This is a genomic window from Bacillus pumilus (genome assembly GCF_024498355.1).
In the GTDB taxonomy this organism is placed as follows: Bacteria; Bacillota; Bacilli; order Bacillales; family Bacillaceae; genus Bacillus; species Bacillus pumilus_P.
Genome location: NZ_CP101833.1, coordinates 3,411,648 through 3,427,962 on the forward strand (window position 1 = coordinate 3,411,648; position 16,315 = coordinate 3,427,962).

Consider the following 16,315-nt stretch of genomic DNA (forward strand, 5'->3'; position numbering starts at 1 on the left):
TGTGAAGCTTTTCTTTACACTTTCATCATATTATGAAACCGCTTTCATAAACACCTATACTTTTTCCTTTAGGAAGCGGAAAAAGTTAATGTCACACTGTTAGTTCTTGTACGAAGGGGCCTTTTTGTACATGATATCGAGCATGTCTTCAAATGTATCACAGGCGATGAGATGCTGAATGAATTTCACATTATGCACAAGCTCTCCCAGCAGCCGGTACATCCCTTTTAAATCTTTGGCGTTCTCTTTTTCGACACAAAGCAAGCAGACAAATTGAACCTTTTTCTCTCCCCAAATGATCGGTTTTTCTAATGTACATATCGCCCAAAACGTCTCTTCTGTCAGCGGGGTCATCGGATGCGGAATCGCTGTATAATGCCCGAAGGAGGTAGGTGCTGCCTCTTCTCTTTCCATCACAGATGGTGTGAGCTCTGCTGGTGCTAACCCCATGTCGATGACTTTTTGCGTGAGAAAGGTCATGACCTCTTCCTTTGTTTGAAAGGCACGTCTTGTAAAGACCAATTCCCTTTTCATATATTGTGAGGCTAATGTCACTCTTGTTTCACTCGTCAGGGCTTCTTCAATTTTTAAAAAGTCGCCGCCTCCTAAAATGGTGTTCACTTGAATGACTGGAATCGGTAAATCTATATGAATAGGGATCGTCGTAATAATCAAATCCAGAGCATGTAAAGAGGCTTGCGGAAGTGAATAAAGCTCTGCTGTTCCTAAAATGGTCAGCTTTGACCCAAATTGTGACCGCAAACGATCCTGCAATAGCCTTGCACTCCCTGCACCAGATGCACAGACAATGAGACATCGCTTCGGCGGAATCTCCATTTTCCTACGCTCTAAAGCAGCACCAAAATGGAGCGCCATATATCCGATTTCATTCTCATGAATGGATAGGCCCGCCTCTTCTTCAATGACCCTGCTGGCAATAATCCCTGCTTCAAAGGCAAGTGGATACCCTGCTTTTATTTCATCAAGCATCGGATTTCTTAAGTTCATTCCATATTTACACCGGTTCATGGCAGGCTTTAAGTGCAGACTGAGCCCAATCATTAATTCCGCATCACTAGCTAAATCAAGCTGCAATTTTTGGTCAATGGCTTTCAGCATGTACTGAACGAGACGGCTCGTGTCATCATCCACAATTTGTTTTTGACCGCTTGATGAAAAGGACTGTACCATTTTGGCTGTTCCTAGCAAATGAATGGCGATATAGACGATCTCCTCTTGTGGAAATGAGACATCCAGCAGCCCTTCGAGACGTTCCACCATTTTTTTGGCTACCTTGTATTCCTTTGCCCGTGGAATTTCGTTGATTTCCTCTGGAAGAACAGATACATAGTTTCCGTGTCTAATTCGTTTACAGGCAATGGCGACATGGACAATTAAATTATTCACGCAAATGTCTGATAGATTCATTCTTTCCTCATTGATATAATCAATCATTGTTTTCTGAATCAATTCCAGCTCATGTTTTGGCAAAATGGTGACAGCTGTGTTCAGCATCGTTTGGCAGGAAAGTCGCTCGTTGAATAAATATTCTGACATGCAATACCGAATTTTCATCTCTGATCCTTTAATCCGGCAGCCTTTGTTCGGCTTCGCTTCCAGCTTCAGATCAAAGGGTTCAAGCTTGCGTTTGACCCATTTCATATCGTTACTCATTGTCGATTTACTAATAAACAGCTGCTCCTGTAAGTCCTCTAGCTTCACATACGATTCTGCCAGAAGAAGCTTTTTTAAAATAAACCGAACACGCTCCTCCGGCAGAACGGCAAGCGGCTCTTCCTGCTCGACCTCCCCCTTCATAAAACGGCGAAAAGCATTCTCATCTTTAATCAACAGCTCATAGCCAGCTCCTCTAACAGCTGCTACAGCCGCTTGATAAGGGGCAAGGCGGTCATTTAGTTCCTTGATGTCTGTACGAATGGTGCGGCTTGTCACTTGTAAGCTGACAGAAAGTGCAGCGCTTGTAAGTGGGGTCTCAGCTGCCATCAGCTGACTTAAGATGTGCGCCAGTCTTTTACTCAGCATCAAATCGGCCTCCTTATGTAAGGATGGAGAATCTGCCTTGTCTGGACAGGTTGTATACGCTTGCAGTTCTCTTCATTACTCATATTCTACTGAAAAGAAATAAAAATTGCCAATTCATTTATATGACAAATGCCCCTATTTATACGACTAACCATATCTAATGACCTACGAATCTCCTTTTTAGATGTTTCTTTGAAAACGACGAAAAAAGGCGTTACACCTTCGTGTAGCCGCCTTTTTTATGAGGAGATGAGCTGTGTAAAGACAACCAATCTTTTTTCATGTGTACCTGCTGCATGATCAAATGTCCCAGTACATGTGATTAAATTGAGATTCCGTGTAAAGGCGTACCCGAAAAAAGCATTTGGCTTCTCTTCACGCGGATAGCTTTGCACTTTGATGACTTCAAAGGTTCGCTTTTTTCCTGACGAAGACATCACGATCACCTTGTCTCCCTTTTTTAGCTCCTTTAGTCGATAAAAAACAGATGGCCCCCATTTATTATCAACATGACCATTCATGACAGCATTCCCTTTATCCCCTGGCTTCGGACCATCTTCAAACCAAGCCGTGTTGTCAGTATTTTTAGGGACACCCATACTGCCACCCTTTGATAAAGCCGTTTTCTCCACTTTTGCTTTGACATCAATAGCGGGAATAGCAATGTCAGCTGGAACAATACCAGACGGCTCGTCTTTTAACGTATCGTGTGAGTGGCTCTGTTTCTCAGCTTGATTTGTGGCCATTTTCTCAGGAGGTGATGTTGTTTCTGAGGATGACGATTCATCCATAAAATGTGATGCACAGCCTGTGATGATGAGAAGCGTGAGAATACCCATCAGCCATTTTTTCACGCAAGTCGGCCTCCTTTTGAAGAAAGGAACGGCACAATTATGCACGCTCCCCTCTTGTCTTTATGATTTTGAATTTGATGTCTTGCGGCGAATGAGGAAGAACGCACCCGCTGCACCTCCGGCTAAGATGAGACTAGCGATCATCCCAGCAAAAGCTTCATATGACATGCCTAAAGGACCGGCAGTACCTCCCATACCCGTTTTCGGCATTTCATTTGGCATTTTGGATTTGAACAGTTCAGGATGCTGATCGACAATAGCTGATGCGACATCTTGACCAACCATGAACATATGACCATACGCCTCTCTCACTGTCGGATAAAGCTGATCATATTCACCCTGATGATAAGACGTATACGTTTTGATCAGCTCATCAATATGTGTTTTCAAGCCTGCTTCTAAATCAGCCGCCTTCAAACGTCCATCTGTCGCTTGATCTAAAAACGTCGCTTGCTTCATCCGGTAAGCATCTAAATCTTTGACGGCCTTCTCCTTCGCTTTTTCGTCACCTGATGCATCCGCTTTGACATAATCAACTAGGTAACCGATATGGCTTGACCAAATGGTTTTAAATTGTTTTCCTGCATCCTTTCCATAAACAGATGCAATGGCATCTGATAAATCATTTGTATTTTCATTTAAAGCAGCCGCTGCTTGGTCAAAGTCCTTGCTGCCATCATTTCCTTTTTGCATGGCAACTACCGCGAGTGCCAAATGCTCTGAGAACAAGTAATTTAAATCCTCACGAAGATCTGCGGCTGGTGTATCCACTGATTTTTGATCAAATTTCCCAGGAAATTGATCTGTCATCGCCCATGACACGCCTTTGCCTACTTCAAACATATGATGAATGGATTTTCTAACGGTGTCATAGGTCGTATCAAAATCCTTTTCTGTGTAGCTGTTAAAAGCTTTCAGTAGTTCATTGACGTGCATCTTTAAGCCTTCTTCAAGTTCACTTGCTTTCAATCTTCCACCCGTTGCTTTGTCAAGCATATCAGCTTGTTTCATGCGATATTGATCAAGCTGTTTGACTGCTTTCTTTTTACCTGCTTCATCTCTTTTCGCTGTTGCTTGTACATAATCAACAAAGTAGCTAATATGGCTTGACCAAATGTCTTTGAACTGTTTCCCTGCTTTTTTTCCGTACACAGAGGCGATCGCATCTGATAAGTCATTCGTGTTTTCATTTAACGCCGCCGCTGCTTGATCGAAATCTTTACTGCCGTCAATTCCCTTTTGCATCGTGATCACTGCTAAATAGGCATGCTCTGAGAACAGCTGGTCTAGTGCTGCTCGAAGATCCGTTGCTTTATTTGACACCTCTTGTGATGAAGACGTCTTCTTTGCATCACCATGCATATGTCCTTCGTGTGCACTTGCAATATGAGTCGCTGGGAATAGTAATACTGCGCTAAGCGGGATGGTTAAAATAGCTTTTTTCATGTTCATCTGTTATTGCCTCCTCTTTCCGTTTGTTATGTACTTAACGGAGTAAGAGTGGAAATGGATCATTCGAATCTATTATTTTTTCTTTCATCGCAGGGTCTGGATATGATTCCATAAAAAAAAGCCGGATGATCCGGCTGATACGTTACGACCTTTTGATGCTTTTCGCTCTTTATATATTTTCCTCACCACTGGATAAATCACTGGTGCCCATTTGACAACTTGTTTCAGCCATTTTTTCATTTTCTCCCGCGCCTCCTTATTGTCATTCTTACAGGACGATTCCCCATCTAGTCATGAAATAAACAGGTGCGGGAGAGCAGGAGTTAAATCACGCCTTGTGCCATCATGGCATCTGCCACTTTGCGAAATCCTGCAATATTTGCTCCTACCATTAAGTTTCCAGAGTGTCCATATTCGTCTGCTGTCTCCGTACACTGACGATAAATAGACTGCATCATTTGTTTCAGCTGATCATCTACTTCTTCAAATGTCCACGACATCCTTGCACTGTTTTGCGCCATTTCCAGTGCTGAAACACCTACCCCGCCAGCATTCGCGGCTTTTGCTGGTGCAAACAGAATACCATGCTGTTCAAATACTTTGACGGCCTTAAGAGTGGACGGCATATTGGCCCCTTCTCCTACAGCGATGACCCCGTTTGCCACGAGCTGCTGTGCATGCGCTTCAGATATTTCATTTTGTGTCGCACATGGCAGTGCAATGTCACAAGGAAATGACCAAATTTGTTCGCAATCTTCAATCAATTCAGCATGCGGGTGAATGTCTATGTATGCCCCAATCCGCTGATTGTCGACTTCCTTCAGCTCCTTCACTGTCTCAAGTGAAATGCCTTGCGGGTCATAAATGGCTCCGCTTGAATCACTACAAGCAACAACCTTACCACCTAGCTCCACTACCTTTTCCATCGCATAAATAGACACATTACCCGAGCCGGAAACGACAACCGAACGCCCTTTAAATTGCAGCCCATGGGCTTTCAGCATTTCTTCCATAAAGTACACCAGTCCGTAGCCCGTTGCTTCTTTTCTCGCTAAGCTGCCGCCAAACCCCGGACTTTTCCCTGTGAGCACACCAGCCTCATAAGCACCGCGCATTTTTTTGTACTGGCCGAACATATAGCCAATTTCCCGTGCCCCTACGCCAATATCACCTGCTGGCACATCTTGATCAGGTCCAATATATCGGCTGAGTTCACTCATAAAGCTTTGAACAAAACGCATGATTTCTCCATCAGATTTCCCTTTTGGATCAAAATCTGATCCACCTTTCCCTCCGCCAATCGGCATACCAGTCAGTGCGTTTTTAAAGATTTGTTCAAACCCTAAAAACTTGATGATGCTGGCATTGACGGATGGGTGGAAACGAATGCCTCCTTTATAAGGACCGATGGCACTATTGAATTGAACCCTAAACCCTCTATTGACTTGGACTTTGCCCTCATCGTCTACCCATGGTACGCGAAACATAACAAGGCGCTCAGGCTCAATTAACCGTTCTAAAATGCCCTGTTTTTCATACTCTGGGTGCTTTGCAAAAACCGGGACGAGTGATTCCAGAATTTCTTTTACCGCTTGCTGGAATTCCTCTTCGCCTGGATTTCGCTTTTCCACCTCCTCTAACACACGGTGGATGTAACTTTGTGCTGTTTGTGCTGCTCGATCTAAGGTCAACATGTCTCATCTGCCTCCTTGTAGATATCTTCACACATTTATTTGTTAGATTTTCTAACGCATATTGAGATTAATTTAACACCAATTGTAAAATCTGATCAATATTGATAACAGATGAAAATGATGCCGAATTGAGATGGATCAAGCAGCAGCAGCTATCGTCTTTAAAAATGACCGCTAAAGGAATGACTATTGTGCTAGAAATGATCAATTGGACTTTACACGTCCCGCTTTATTTGACAAATAGATGAATCATGATCTATTTCTAGATGGTTTGAAAACGAAAAAAAGGCCAAAAGTTTGATGGAACGCGTTCAATCCTTTCGGAGATTCTCGCCTCTTTTTCGATCAGGTAATACGACACAAAGCCAATATAAAATTGAAGACGATGGGAAGTTAATTAAACCGACAATGCCCCAGAACCACTTATAGCGCCCTCTTTTTTTTGCATCCATAAACAAGAGAAATCCCTGTGCAAACAATAACGGCAATGCACACAATAAGATGATCATTTCCGTCTGACTCATAAAGACCCTCCTTTAATGTGTTGATATTCCTTGATTCCTACTACTACACAGAGCGGGATGCTCACCACCTGGAGAAGAATTAAGATCATAGGCAAATGGGTGATGGCAGCTGCAAAAAGTGCCAGAATGGTGAGACTAATGAGAACGTACGCAAGCATTTCTTGTTTAAAACGCCTTTTCTCTTTTTCCTTTGCCTGCTTTAGCATCATCATGACAGCCTGCTCACTTGGTTTTTTCACTTCAATCTGTTCATCTAGCTGCTGTAACTCTTCTTTTAAACGCTCGGTGAAACGATCTTCCTTCATAAGAACCACTCCTTTCGAATTTTCTTTAATCCATGATGAACCCTCGACTTCACAGTGCCTTCTCTCATACCGAGCATCGCAGCAATTTCTGGGTAAGTAAAGCCATAATAATAATGCAGAATAATCGGTGCTCTCTCCTGAGCCTTCAATTCATTTAAAGCATCCCACATCTCATGCCATGTGTGGCCCTTTTGCTGAACGTCCCATTTGAAGCGGCGTATGGCTTCTTGATTGGCCTTCCCTTCTCTCATTTGTTCACGTTTTCTTTTCTTCTGGTGATCTAAAAATTGTCTCGATGCAATGGAGATGAGCCATGTTGAAAATAAGGAATCTCCTCTAAATGAAGAAAGTTTCATGTACGCTTTCAGCATCGTCTCTTGCATGATTTCTTCTGCCAGCTCTTGTTGAAGGGTAAGCTTCATCATATACCGGTAAAGAAAGGAATAGTGCTGCCGATAAAGTGCTGTAAATGCGGCATCATCTCCCTGTTTTGCCCGCTCGATCAATAATGTCTCCTCTGTCTGCTCCAAACACGCCCCTCCTTCCTTTCTTTCTTTCTCTTATTTATGAGACGACACGGATGATAACATCGTTTAAAATAGATCCTATTTTTTTAAAATGTCTCCTTTTCCCCCTGCTGATCCGGTCATCGGTTCGTTTTATATTCAATTTTTTCTTATGTAATGATTATGACATTTCTTTGTCTCTAACAAAATGACGCTTTCGTAATCATCTTGATTTTCCATAGAATGGAGAACCCCTTTCCCATAATCATGATGTCATCCCAATACCTATCGTCAATGGTCCTTGTCTCATTTAGATGAAAATGAAATAATCATCGCCTTAGTTTCCTAGAAAATCATGGAATACACAGCGCCAATTCTTAGCCGATGATACCTTTTTGCGTGCTATGCTCTTCCTACATTCCGAATGAGGCGATGCCGGCGAAAGAAGGAGGAGCGTTTTAATCGCAGCTTATTTTGGAAACGTTTACATTAAATCAAAATAGAATGGAGATGTTGATTTTGAAGAAAAAAGTTCCAATGTTAGCTGGTGTGTTAGCGGTTGGTCTCGTGACTTCATTATTTGCACCAAATGGGGAGGCAAACGCGGCTGCCAAATATCCAGAAAGTCCTTCGATTATGGCCAATTTTAATCAGCAAGGATTCTCCACATTGAATGGAGGCACAACAGGCGGTGAAGGCGGTAAAACAGTGACAGTAAAGACCGGAAATGAACTATTAGCCGCCCTCAAAACTAAAGGAACAAATGAAAAATTAAAAATCGTCGTAGACGGGACGATTACCCCTTCTAATACATCTGCAAATAAAATTGATGTCAAAGATACAAACAATGTCTCAATCGTTGGTAAAGGCACGAAAGGCGAATTTAACGGGATTGGCATTAAGGTATGGCGGGCCAATAACGTGATCATCCGCAACCTGAAAATTCACCACAGCAAAATCGGTGATAAGGACGCCATTGGAATCGAAGGCGGCTCTAAAAACGTCTGGGTCGACCATAATGAGCTCTACAACACATTGAACTCTGGGAAAGATGACTATGATGGGTTATTCGATGTGAAAAATGACTCTGATTACATTACGTTCTCATGGAACTATGTCCATGACAGCTGGAAAACGATGCTTATGGGCAGCTCCGATAACGATAACTACAACCGAAAAATCACGTTCCACAACAACCGTTTTGAAAACTTGAATTCACGTGTACCGTCTATGCGCTACGGGGAAGGTCATGTGTATAACAACTATTACAAAGGCATCCATACAACTGCAATCAACTCTCGTATGGGCGCGAAAATGAGAATTGAGCACAACGTATTTGAAAATACAAACAATGCCATCGGCAGCTGGGACAGCCGTCAAGTTGGTACATGGCATGTCATCAACAACTCTTATATTAACAGCACAGGCAGTCTGCCAACGTCTTCAACAGGTACGTACAACCCTCCTTATAACTACTCTTTGCTTAACGTGAACAATGTCAAATCAGAAGTGGTATCAAATGCTGGTGTTGGAAAAGTAAACCCTTAAACCACAAAACGTTCGGGCAGAGATCACCTGTCCGAACGTTCTTTTCATTCATTTTATTTATATTGTAGAAAACGGTCGATCCATCTCATATAGCCTTTGATAACGCTGGTTTTCTCTCAATAAATCCTGATGCTTCCCCTGCATCTCAATGTGTCCATCTTCAATAAACATGATGCGGTCACACGTCTCGCAGCCAGTCAGGTGATGGGTAATCCAAATGACAGTTTTTCCTTTTAACACACGGAAGATTGTTTGAAGCAATTCACGCTCTGCCTGAGGATCAAGTCCGACGGTTGGCTCATCTAATACCACAATCGATGTGTTTTGCAGCAAGATCCGAGCTAACGCCATACGCTGTCTTTCTCCGCCTGAGAAACGAACTCCTGTCTCCTGTACACCTGTGTGATAGCCTTCTGGTAAAGATTCAATGTAATCGTGCAGCTGCACTTGTCTCGCCGCTTCTTTCACCTGCTCTTCTGTCGCGTCTGGGGATCCTAAGCGAATATTGTTTAAAACAGACGTATCGAATAAATAAGGCTGTTGATTGAGGACAGACACATAAGCTGACACGTTCTCTTGAATGCTTTGCACCGGTTTTCCCTGAATGCTGACAGCACCTTGATTTGGCACGACCGCCCCTTCTAACAATTTTAAAATGGTCGATTTGCCTGCACCGCTTTTTCCTAAGAGAGCGAGTGATTCTCCTTGCTTAAGCGAAAACGAAAGGTGCTTTAGCACGTGTTGATGCGCATCATATCCAAAGGACACTTGTTCAAAACAGACAGCTTGATCATGAGAAATGATTGACTGATCAACGAATTCCTTCTTAGATTCTCCTTCATACGACTGCTTTTCATAATGATGTAATCTGCTAACAGTATGCTGATAAACAGGAATGTCACCTGCCGCATCTGAAAGCGGAAGAAAGGCTTCTGTTAACGGAAACAGCACAAGCACAAAGGCCGCAATGAGCGTGTGCGGCATAGAACCTGACTGAACAACTGAGCCGCTCCAATACACCACAAGAACAACTGCTCCTCCAATAATCAGCTGCGCAAAAAATTGGCGCAGACGGATAAACCGGTGCTTGGCAGCTTCAAGCGCTAACAGCTGAGCTTCTTTCTGTTCATAGCCGTCAACAAAATCTTTCTGTCTGCCGCTAAACAGCCAGTCACTAACTCCCATGACGGCATCTGTTAAATGGCTGTACAGTTCATTTCTGCCTTTTTTCATTTGAATTTGTCTCGCCCGGTTCACAAGCACTGTGACGTATGGGAAAACAAATACGAGAAGTGCCATATAGAGCAACATCAATTCAGCAAATGGCCATGAGAAAAGTCCAAGTGCCCCAATCGATGCTGCATATAAAAGCAGCGCACCGATGGATGGAAAGATTGTTTTTAAATACGCATCCTGTAACCTCTCCACATCTTCTGACAAGAGCCCAAGCATTTCCCCTGTACCAAGCTTCGTCTGTTTGGCACTTCGTTCAGCCATGTCATACAGACGCACCCGCATTTTTTCAATCATCGTCAAAATGAGCTGATGACTCGCCAGCCTTTCTGCATAACGAGCAGCAGAACGTGAAATACCAAAGGTGCGTACAGCCACGATTGGGACGTAGACCATCAATATATTCTCAGGTCTTGTGGCGGCTTTTGAAATCAGAAATCCCGAGGTATACATCAGCAGAGAAGCAGAGAACACCGCAATGCTTCCTAAAAAAAGCACCAAGGCAAACAGCTTTTGATTCTCCTTGATATAAGGTATAAACCAGCCTTTACTGACCATGTGAGACCGCCCCCATTTGCTCCTGTACCAATTGATAGTACACACCTTTTCTTCGCATTAATGATTCATGTGTCCCCATTTCTGCAATGGTTCCATGATCCATGACAATGATCTCATCCATCTCCGGCATCCAATGCAGCCTATGTGTCGCTAAGAACACGAGCTTATCTTCAAACAGCGGAAGCATCGTTTCCTTCAATTCATACTCCGTCTCAATGTCGAGATGCGCCGTTGGTTCATCTAACAGCATAATCGACCGCTGGCCCAGCACAGCCCGAGCAAGCGCAATTCTTTGTGCCTGACCGCCGCTTAGCCCTCTTCCCTGCTGTCCGATGACCTCATCCAGTCCATTTGGCAGCTGCGCTACAAGCTGAGATAACCCAGCCGCCTGCACAGCTCTTTCCACTTCTTCGTCTGTTGCATGTGGTTCATAAAAACGAATGTTTTCTCTTAATGTCATGTGAAATAAATAGGGGTGCTGCGGCATATAGACGACTTCCTTTTGCCATTCCTTCATCTGTAAATGAACAAGCGGATGGCCGTTTAGCGTCATTTGACCTGAAGACGGTTCAACAAAGCCGCCGAGGACATCGGTTAACGTCGATTTTCCTGAACCACTGGCACCAATGATTCCGATTCTTTTCTTTCCTTTGACAGTCAAATCCACATCCTGAATGGAATAAGGAGCATGTTCATCATGCAGGACACAAATATCTTGCAGCGTAAGCACAGCTTGTTCATTCCACTCGTTTAGCTGCACTGATTGTGTCTCCTGCGCGTGGAAGCCCTTTTCATCTAAAATGACCTGAATGGCCTCATTCGCTTCTTTTCCATTTAACGTCGCATGATAATCATTTCCCACTTCACGTACTGGCAGGAAATATTCCGGAGCCAGCATAAGCGCCGTCAAAGCTGGCAATAACAGAAGTTCCCCTTCAATTAACCGCAGGCCAAGAAAGACAGCAACGGTCGCAATCGATAACATAGAAAAGAAATCGAGGGCAAACGATGAAAGAAATGCGACCTTCAGCGTGTTCATGGTCGCCTTTCGATATCGCTTTGACACCTCTGCGATATTACGGGAGTGCTTTTTGCTAATACCTAAGTAACGAAGCGTTTCAAGGCCGCGGAGCGAATCAGTAAAATGATTGGATAATTTCTCATACGATCTCCATTGTTTGGCCGCTTTACGCTGAGCAACAAGACCTAACAAAATCATAAAAACAATTAAAATCGGCAGCGTCACAATCAAAATGACGGCAGATGTTTCATCTAATGTCCAAACATAAACGAGGACCATCACCGGAATAACAGCCATGTTCACCATTTTCGGCAAAAACAGCTGTAAATATTGACGATATTGGACAATTCCCTCCATCGCTAATGTGACAAGCTTTCCTGTACCTTTTTTCTTTGTGAAAGCTGGACCTAAACGAAAGAGTTGGTCTAACAGCTGTTTTCTGACGTCTGCTCCAATTCGGGAAGAGTAGGTAAACATGACCTTCTCCCGAATCAAGGTGAGACCGTGCCGCACCAGAAAGGCAGCAAGAAACAGCAGGACATAAGGCGTTGCCTGCGAGAGGGTTTTCCCGTCAAACAGCGTTGTAATGGCATGTGCCAGCCACTGTGCTTGGAAAATAATACTTGCTCCTTGGATGAGTGACACAATGCCTAAGAGGGCAAGAAGCCCTCTCATTCCTTTTAATTGAAGCAAACGTTTATCCATTAGTAAGTCATTGGCTCCTTACCGCTTACACGTTTACGGAAGACGTAATAGCTCCAAATTTGATACCCAAGCACAAAGGGCAGCAAAGAAATGGCAACAATCGTCATGACCGTCAGTGAATAAGATCCGGATGCAGCGTTTTGAATGGTAAGATCAAACGCATGGTTGATCGAACTAATCATGACGCGCGGGAACAATGCAGTGAAAAGCATCGTCACTGTCACCATGATGCCAGCACCTGTGAATAGGAATGTCCAGCCATCACGTTCTTTTTTCATAAAGAATAGAGCCGCTACGTAACAAACCACAATCAGCACGGTTAAAGGAATGGTGATGATCGGGCGCACTGTGTAAATGTCTGTTTCCATGATGGACACACCGACAAATAGGACAAGCACTGGCAGCGCAATAAGCAGGACACGCTGACCAAGCTTTCTTGCACGGTCTCTTAAATCACCCTCTGTACGAAGTGTGACGAAAATCAATCCGTGCAGAAGGCAAAGAACCGTCACAGCTAACCCGCCAATCACTGAATAAAGGTTCACAAAATCCGTAAAACCAGCATACATATTCATGTCTTGATCAATTGGCATCCCGCGTAAAATACTTGTGAATAGCACACCGAGTAAAAACGGTGGCAGCAGACTGCCAAAGAAGATGACCCAGTCCCATGCTTTGATCCAAGAGGCTTTCTCAACCTTCCCTCGGAATTCAAAGGCGACCCCCCGCCCAATGAGCGCTAATAGGAGAACCGTAAACGGAATATAGTATCCGCTGAACATCGTGGCATACCAGTGAGGAAATGCAGCGAAAATAGCACCGCCAGCTGTAATCAGCCAAACCTCATTCGCATCCCAGAAAGGACCAATCGTATTGATTAAAATGCGGCGCTCATGCGCATCCTTTCCAAGCAGCTGCATGGACATCCCTACACCAAAATCAAATCCTTCTAAGAAGAAAAACCCAACAAACAATACTGCGACAAGAATAAACCAAATCTCGTTAAGATATGCCATGATATGCGCCTCCATCAAATGGATCTGTAGACAGGTCCGTTTCATCCTTTTGATCTGTATCCTCTTCAGAATGTGCACCTTTTTTAATTTCTCGAATGAATAAGTAGGCAAGCAAGATTGCAAGAATCAGATAAATGGTCGTAAAGCTAATGACTGAGAATAATAGCGTGCCATAGGATACGTTTGGTGAAATCGATTGAGCGGTCGTCATCATGCCAAAGACGGTCCAAGGCTGACGCCCGATTTCGGTCATGATCCAGCCGGCTGAGTTTGCAATAAACGGGAACGCAATCATCCAAACCATGAAGCGTAAATACCATTTGTTTGATTCAAGTTTCTTTCTAAAGCTCAAGTACAAGCCAATCATACTAGCAAAAATCATAAGCATTCCCGCACCGACCATGATTCTAAAGCTCCAGAACGTTGTTTTCACTGGAGGAATGTAGTCTCCTGGGCCAAACTTTGCTTCATATTCTTTTTGAAGTGTCAGCATACCTGGAACATCTCCACTGAACTTCGAATAAGCCAAATAACTTAAAGCAAACGGAATGTTGATTTCTGCAGAGTTTTCTTTTTTATCTGTGTCAATGTTGGCAAATAGTGTCCAAGCCGCTGGATCTCCACTATCCTTCCAAAGGGCTTCACTTGCTGCCATCTTCATCGGCTGTGATTTCATTAAATGCTTTGCTTGGTCATGTCCAGAGAACGCCACACCTAAGCCAGAAATTAAAGCGAGTACCATGGCAATCTGGAATGATTTTTTGAAAAAGGCGATTTCTTGTTTTTTGATCATTTTATAGGCACTAACACCTGCAATAAAGAAAGCACCTGTTGCCAGCGCACCGAACAGAACGTGCGGGAACTCTACCCAGAGCTGCGGATTCGTGACAAGAGCGCCAAAATCATTCATTTCTGCACGGCCATTTTTAATGACAAATCCAACTGGCTCCTGCATAAATGAGTTAGCTAGTAAAATCCAAAACGCCGAAAAGATCGTACCAAGGGAAACAAGCCAAATACACAATAAATGAATTTTCTTCGGCAGACGATCCCAGCCGAAAATCCAAAGTCCAATAAATGTAGATTCAAGGAAAAAGGCCAACAGTGCCTCAATGGCAAGCGGTGCACCAAAGACATCACCAACAAACCTTGAATAGTCAGACCAGTTCATCCCAAACTGGAATTCCTGCAGAATCCCTGTCACCACACCTACTGCAAAGTTAATTAAGAAAAGGTGACCCCAAAACTTCGCCATCTTTTTGTAGATGTCTTTTTTCTTCACTACATAAAGGGTCTGCATCAATGCGACGATAAACACCAAACCTATAGACATAGGAACAAAAATAAAATGAAATAATGTCGTTGAAGCAAATTGAAATCTTGCTAAAAACAGCTCACTCACAGCCTTACATCCTCCCTTACTTTCACATGCCGAATGATTCGAGATCTTTATGCTCACCATTTCACAAAAATTTCACTACTTGTTCAATGGTTCACAATTAATAGCCTGTTTGAAACGGTTCACTCGGTGAAAATTTACTCTTGAATTTCATTCGGTTAGTTATTTATACCTGTACTTTACACCTATACGCTTCAAAAATAAAGTAAATTTTACCTAAAAATTGGGTGGTATTGTGTCAGTTGTTTGAATACTTTGTCAAAATTATGTGACGGAAAGAAAAAATCTGCAAAAAAAATAGCGCTGCACCTCGGCGGCAGCGCTGTAATGACATTTAGGCTTTTTTCTGTAAAGCTGGTCTTGTCACTTGTACTTCATAGTACGTAATTTTGTTTTTTAATAGTCCTTCAGGTTTCGCTTTTCCATGAGCGTGCGCATCACCAAACGCCTGAGATTTTGTCCAGTTCACAAAATCCTCCTTACGGTTCCAGCGGGTATGAATGGTCACTTCATCATAATCTGTTGTCTGCTGTGTGACCCATACTTCCATGCCTAAAAACCCTTCCATGAATTCTACTTGTCCCTGCTTGTTAAATCGTTTGACGAGATGGTCGGCACTGCCTTTTTCTACTCTTACTTGGTTGTTTACAATGATCATGTTCTTTTCATCTCCCTTTTGTTGTTGGATCGAAGCGATTGGGATGATGAGCGGATGCTCTCCGTTCAAGTGAACCTCCGCCTGAATCCCAAAGACCTCTTTGAAAAAGTCTTCTGTTAATACTTCTGTTGGTGCCCCTATTTGATGCACGTGACCACGCTTCATCGCAATGAGGCGGTCACAATACTTTGCTGCCTGCTGCAGGTCATGAAGAACCATTAAAATGGTGATTCCATGCGTCTGATTCAGCTGTTTAAGCAGCTCTAATAATTCAAGCTGATGTGCAATATCTAAATAAGTTGTGGGCTCATCCAGAATAATGGTCTCTGTTTTCTGAGCAAGCGCCATCGCAATATACGCCTTTTGCCTTTCTCCACCTGACAATGTATGCAGCATCCTGTTTTCATTGCCGCGGCTGTTCGTCACATCAAGCGCCCACTCAATCGCTTCATGATCTGTCTTCGAGCTCTTTTTCCAGATCGAACGATGCGGACTCCGTCCAAGTGCGATCAGCTCACGCACTGTCATCGATGGGATGGCCGTTCTCGTCTGCATGAGAACAGCAATCTCCTTTGCAATTTCCTGCGCCGTCATCTCTTTTTGCGGTATATCGTGAATGTAAATCATGCCGCTTTCTATCGACGTGAGGCGTGCGGCCGCTTTGATAAAAGTCGACTTTCCTGACCCATTTGGTCCAATGATTCCAGTCACTCGTCCCTTAGGAACAGCTGCTGAGATTGACGACAGCCGAAAGCCCCCTTGACTGAGACTCACGTCATCCATTGCAATCACATCCAAC

Annotated in this window: 14 protein-coding genes; 1 reads left to right on the top strand and 13 read right to left on the bottom strand. The window is 43.5% G+C overall.

Features of this window, described 5'->3' with window-relative positions; all coding sequences use genetic code 11:
• Window positions 1–99: 99 nt before the first annotated feature.
• The 8 genes from NPA43_RS17450 to sigY all read right to left on the bottom strand — a co-directional run bounded on the left by NPA43_RS17450 (window position 100) and on the right by sigY (window position 7,402).
• The gene (locus NPA43_RS17450; RefSeq protein WP_249705631.1) at window positions 100–2,043 is read right to left on the bottom strand and encodes a BglG family transcription antiterminator; all 1,944 of its coding nucleotides are present in this window, start codon (window positions 2,041–2,043) and stop codon (window positions 100–102) included.
• Between the two features lie 239 nt (window positions 2,044–2,282).
• Entirely contained in the window at window positions 2,283–2,897 is a 615-nt protein-coding gene (locus NPA43_RS17455) for a class F sortase (RefSeq protein WP_099727161.1), read from the bottom strand.
• A gap of 60 nt (window positions 2,898–2,957) precedes the next feature.
• Window positions 2,958–4,349 carry a copper amine oxidase gene (locus tag NPA43_RS17460; RefSeq protein WP_256499134.1) on the bottom strand — a complete coding sequence of 464 codons (1,392 nt, stop codon included), beginning with the start codon at window positions 4,347–4,349 and terminating at the stop codon, window positions 2,958–2,960.
• 84 nt (window positions 4,350–4,433) lie between these two features.
• Entirely contained in the window at window positions 4,434–4,589 is a 156-nt protein-coding gene (locus tag NPA43_RS17465; RefSeq protein WP_249705633.1) for a hypothetical protein, read from the bottom strand.
• Window positions 4,590–4,672: 83 nt separating this feature from the next.
• Window positions 4,673–6,043, bottom strand: coding sequence for an NADP-specific glutamate dehydrogenase (gene gdhA, locus NPA43_RS17470; RefSeq protein ID WP_249705634.1), 1,371 nt, complete (start codon window positions 6,041–6,043; stop codon window positions 4,673–4,675).
• Window positions 6,044–6,354: 311 nt separating this feature from the next.
• Window positions 6,355–6,567: a hypothetical protein gene (locus tag NPA43_RS17475; protein WP_034321872.1), complete on the bottom strand. Its 213-nt coding sequence runs from the start codon at window positions 6,565–6,567 to the stop codon at window positions 6,355–6,357.
• Window positions 6,564–6,872, bottom strand: a complete 309-nt coding sequence (locus tag NPA43_RS17480; RefSeq protein ID WP_099727164.1) for a YxlC family protein — start codon at window positions 6,870–6,872, stop codon at window positions 6,564–6,566. The genes NPA43_RS17475 and NPA43_RS17480 overlap by 4 nt, the downstream gene beginning before the upstream one ends.
• Window positions 6,869–7,402: an RNA polymerase sigma factor SigY gene (gene sigY, locus NPA43_RS17485; RefSeq protein WP_256499135.1), complete on the bottom strand. Its 534-nt coding sequence runs from the start codon at window positions 7,400–7,402 to the stop codon at window positions 6,869–6,871. Before sigY ends, NPA43_RS17480 begins: the two co-directional genes overlap by 4 nt.
• Window positions 7,403–7,888: 486 nt before the next feature.
• On the opposite strand from sigY, the gene NPA43_RS17490 reads away from it, so the two are divergent.
• A complete protein-coding gene (locus NPA43_RS17490) occupies window positions 7,889–8,926 on the top strand; it encodes a pectate lyase family protein (protein WP_268254884.1) in 1,038 nt (345 codons plus the stop codon).
• A gap of 57 nt (window positions 8,927–8,983) precedes the next feature.
• On the opposite strand, the gene cydC is transcribed toward NPA43_RS17490, so the two are convergent.
• From cydC to isdG, 5 genes are all read right to left on the bottom strand, one after another.
• Entirely contained in the window at window positions 8,984–10,717 is a 1,734-nt protein-coding gene (cydC, locus tag NPA43_RS17495; RefSeq protein WP_256499136.1) for a thiol reductant ABC exporter subunit CydC, read from the bottom strand.
• The gene (gene cydD, locus NPA43_RS17500; RefSeq protein ID WP_099727167.1) at window positions 10,707–12,443 is read right to left on the bottom strand and encodes a thiol reductant ABC exporter subunit CydD; all 1,737 of its coding nucleotides are present in this window, start codon (window positions 12,441–12,443) and stop codon (window positions 10,707–10,709) included. Before cydD ends, cydC begins: the two co-directional genes overlap by 11 nt.
• On the bottom strand, window positions 12,443–13,459 hold the full coding sequence (cydB, locus tag NPA43_RS17505) for a cytochrome d ubiquinol oxidase subunit II (RefSeq protein ID WP_099727168.1): 1,017 nt from the start codon (window positions 13,457–13,459) through the stop codon (window positions 12,443–12,445). Before cydB ends, cydD begins: the two co-directional genes overlap by 1 nt.
• Entirely contained in the window at window positions 13,446–14,861 is a 1,416-nt protein-coding gene (locus tag NPA43_RS17510; RefSeq protein WP_256499137.1) for a cytochrome ubiquinol oxidase subunit I, read from the bottom strand. Before NPA43_RS17510 ends, cydB begins: the two co-directional genes overlap by 14 nt.
• Before the next feature lie 331 nt (window positions 14,862–15,192).
• Window positions 15,193–16,314: a heme oxygenase gene (gene isdG / locus NPA43_RS19170; protein ID WP_371930215.1), complete on the bottom strand. Its 1,122-nt coding sequence runs from the start codon at window positions 16,312–16,314 to the stop codon at window positions 15,193–15,195.
• Window position 16,315 lies beyond the last annotated feature (1 nt).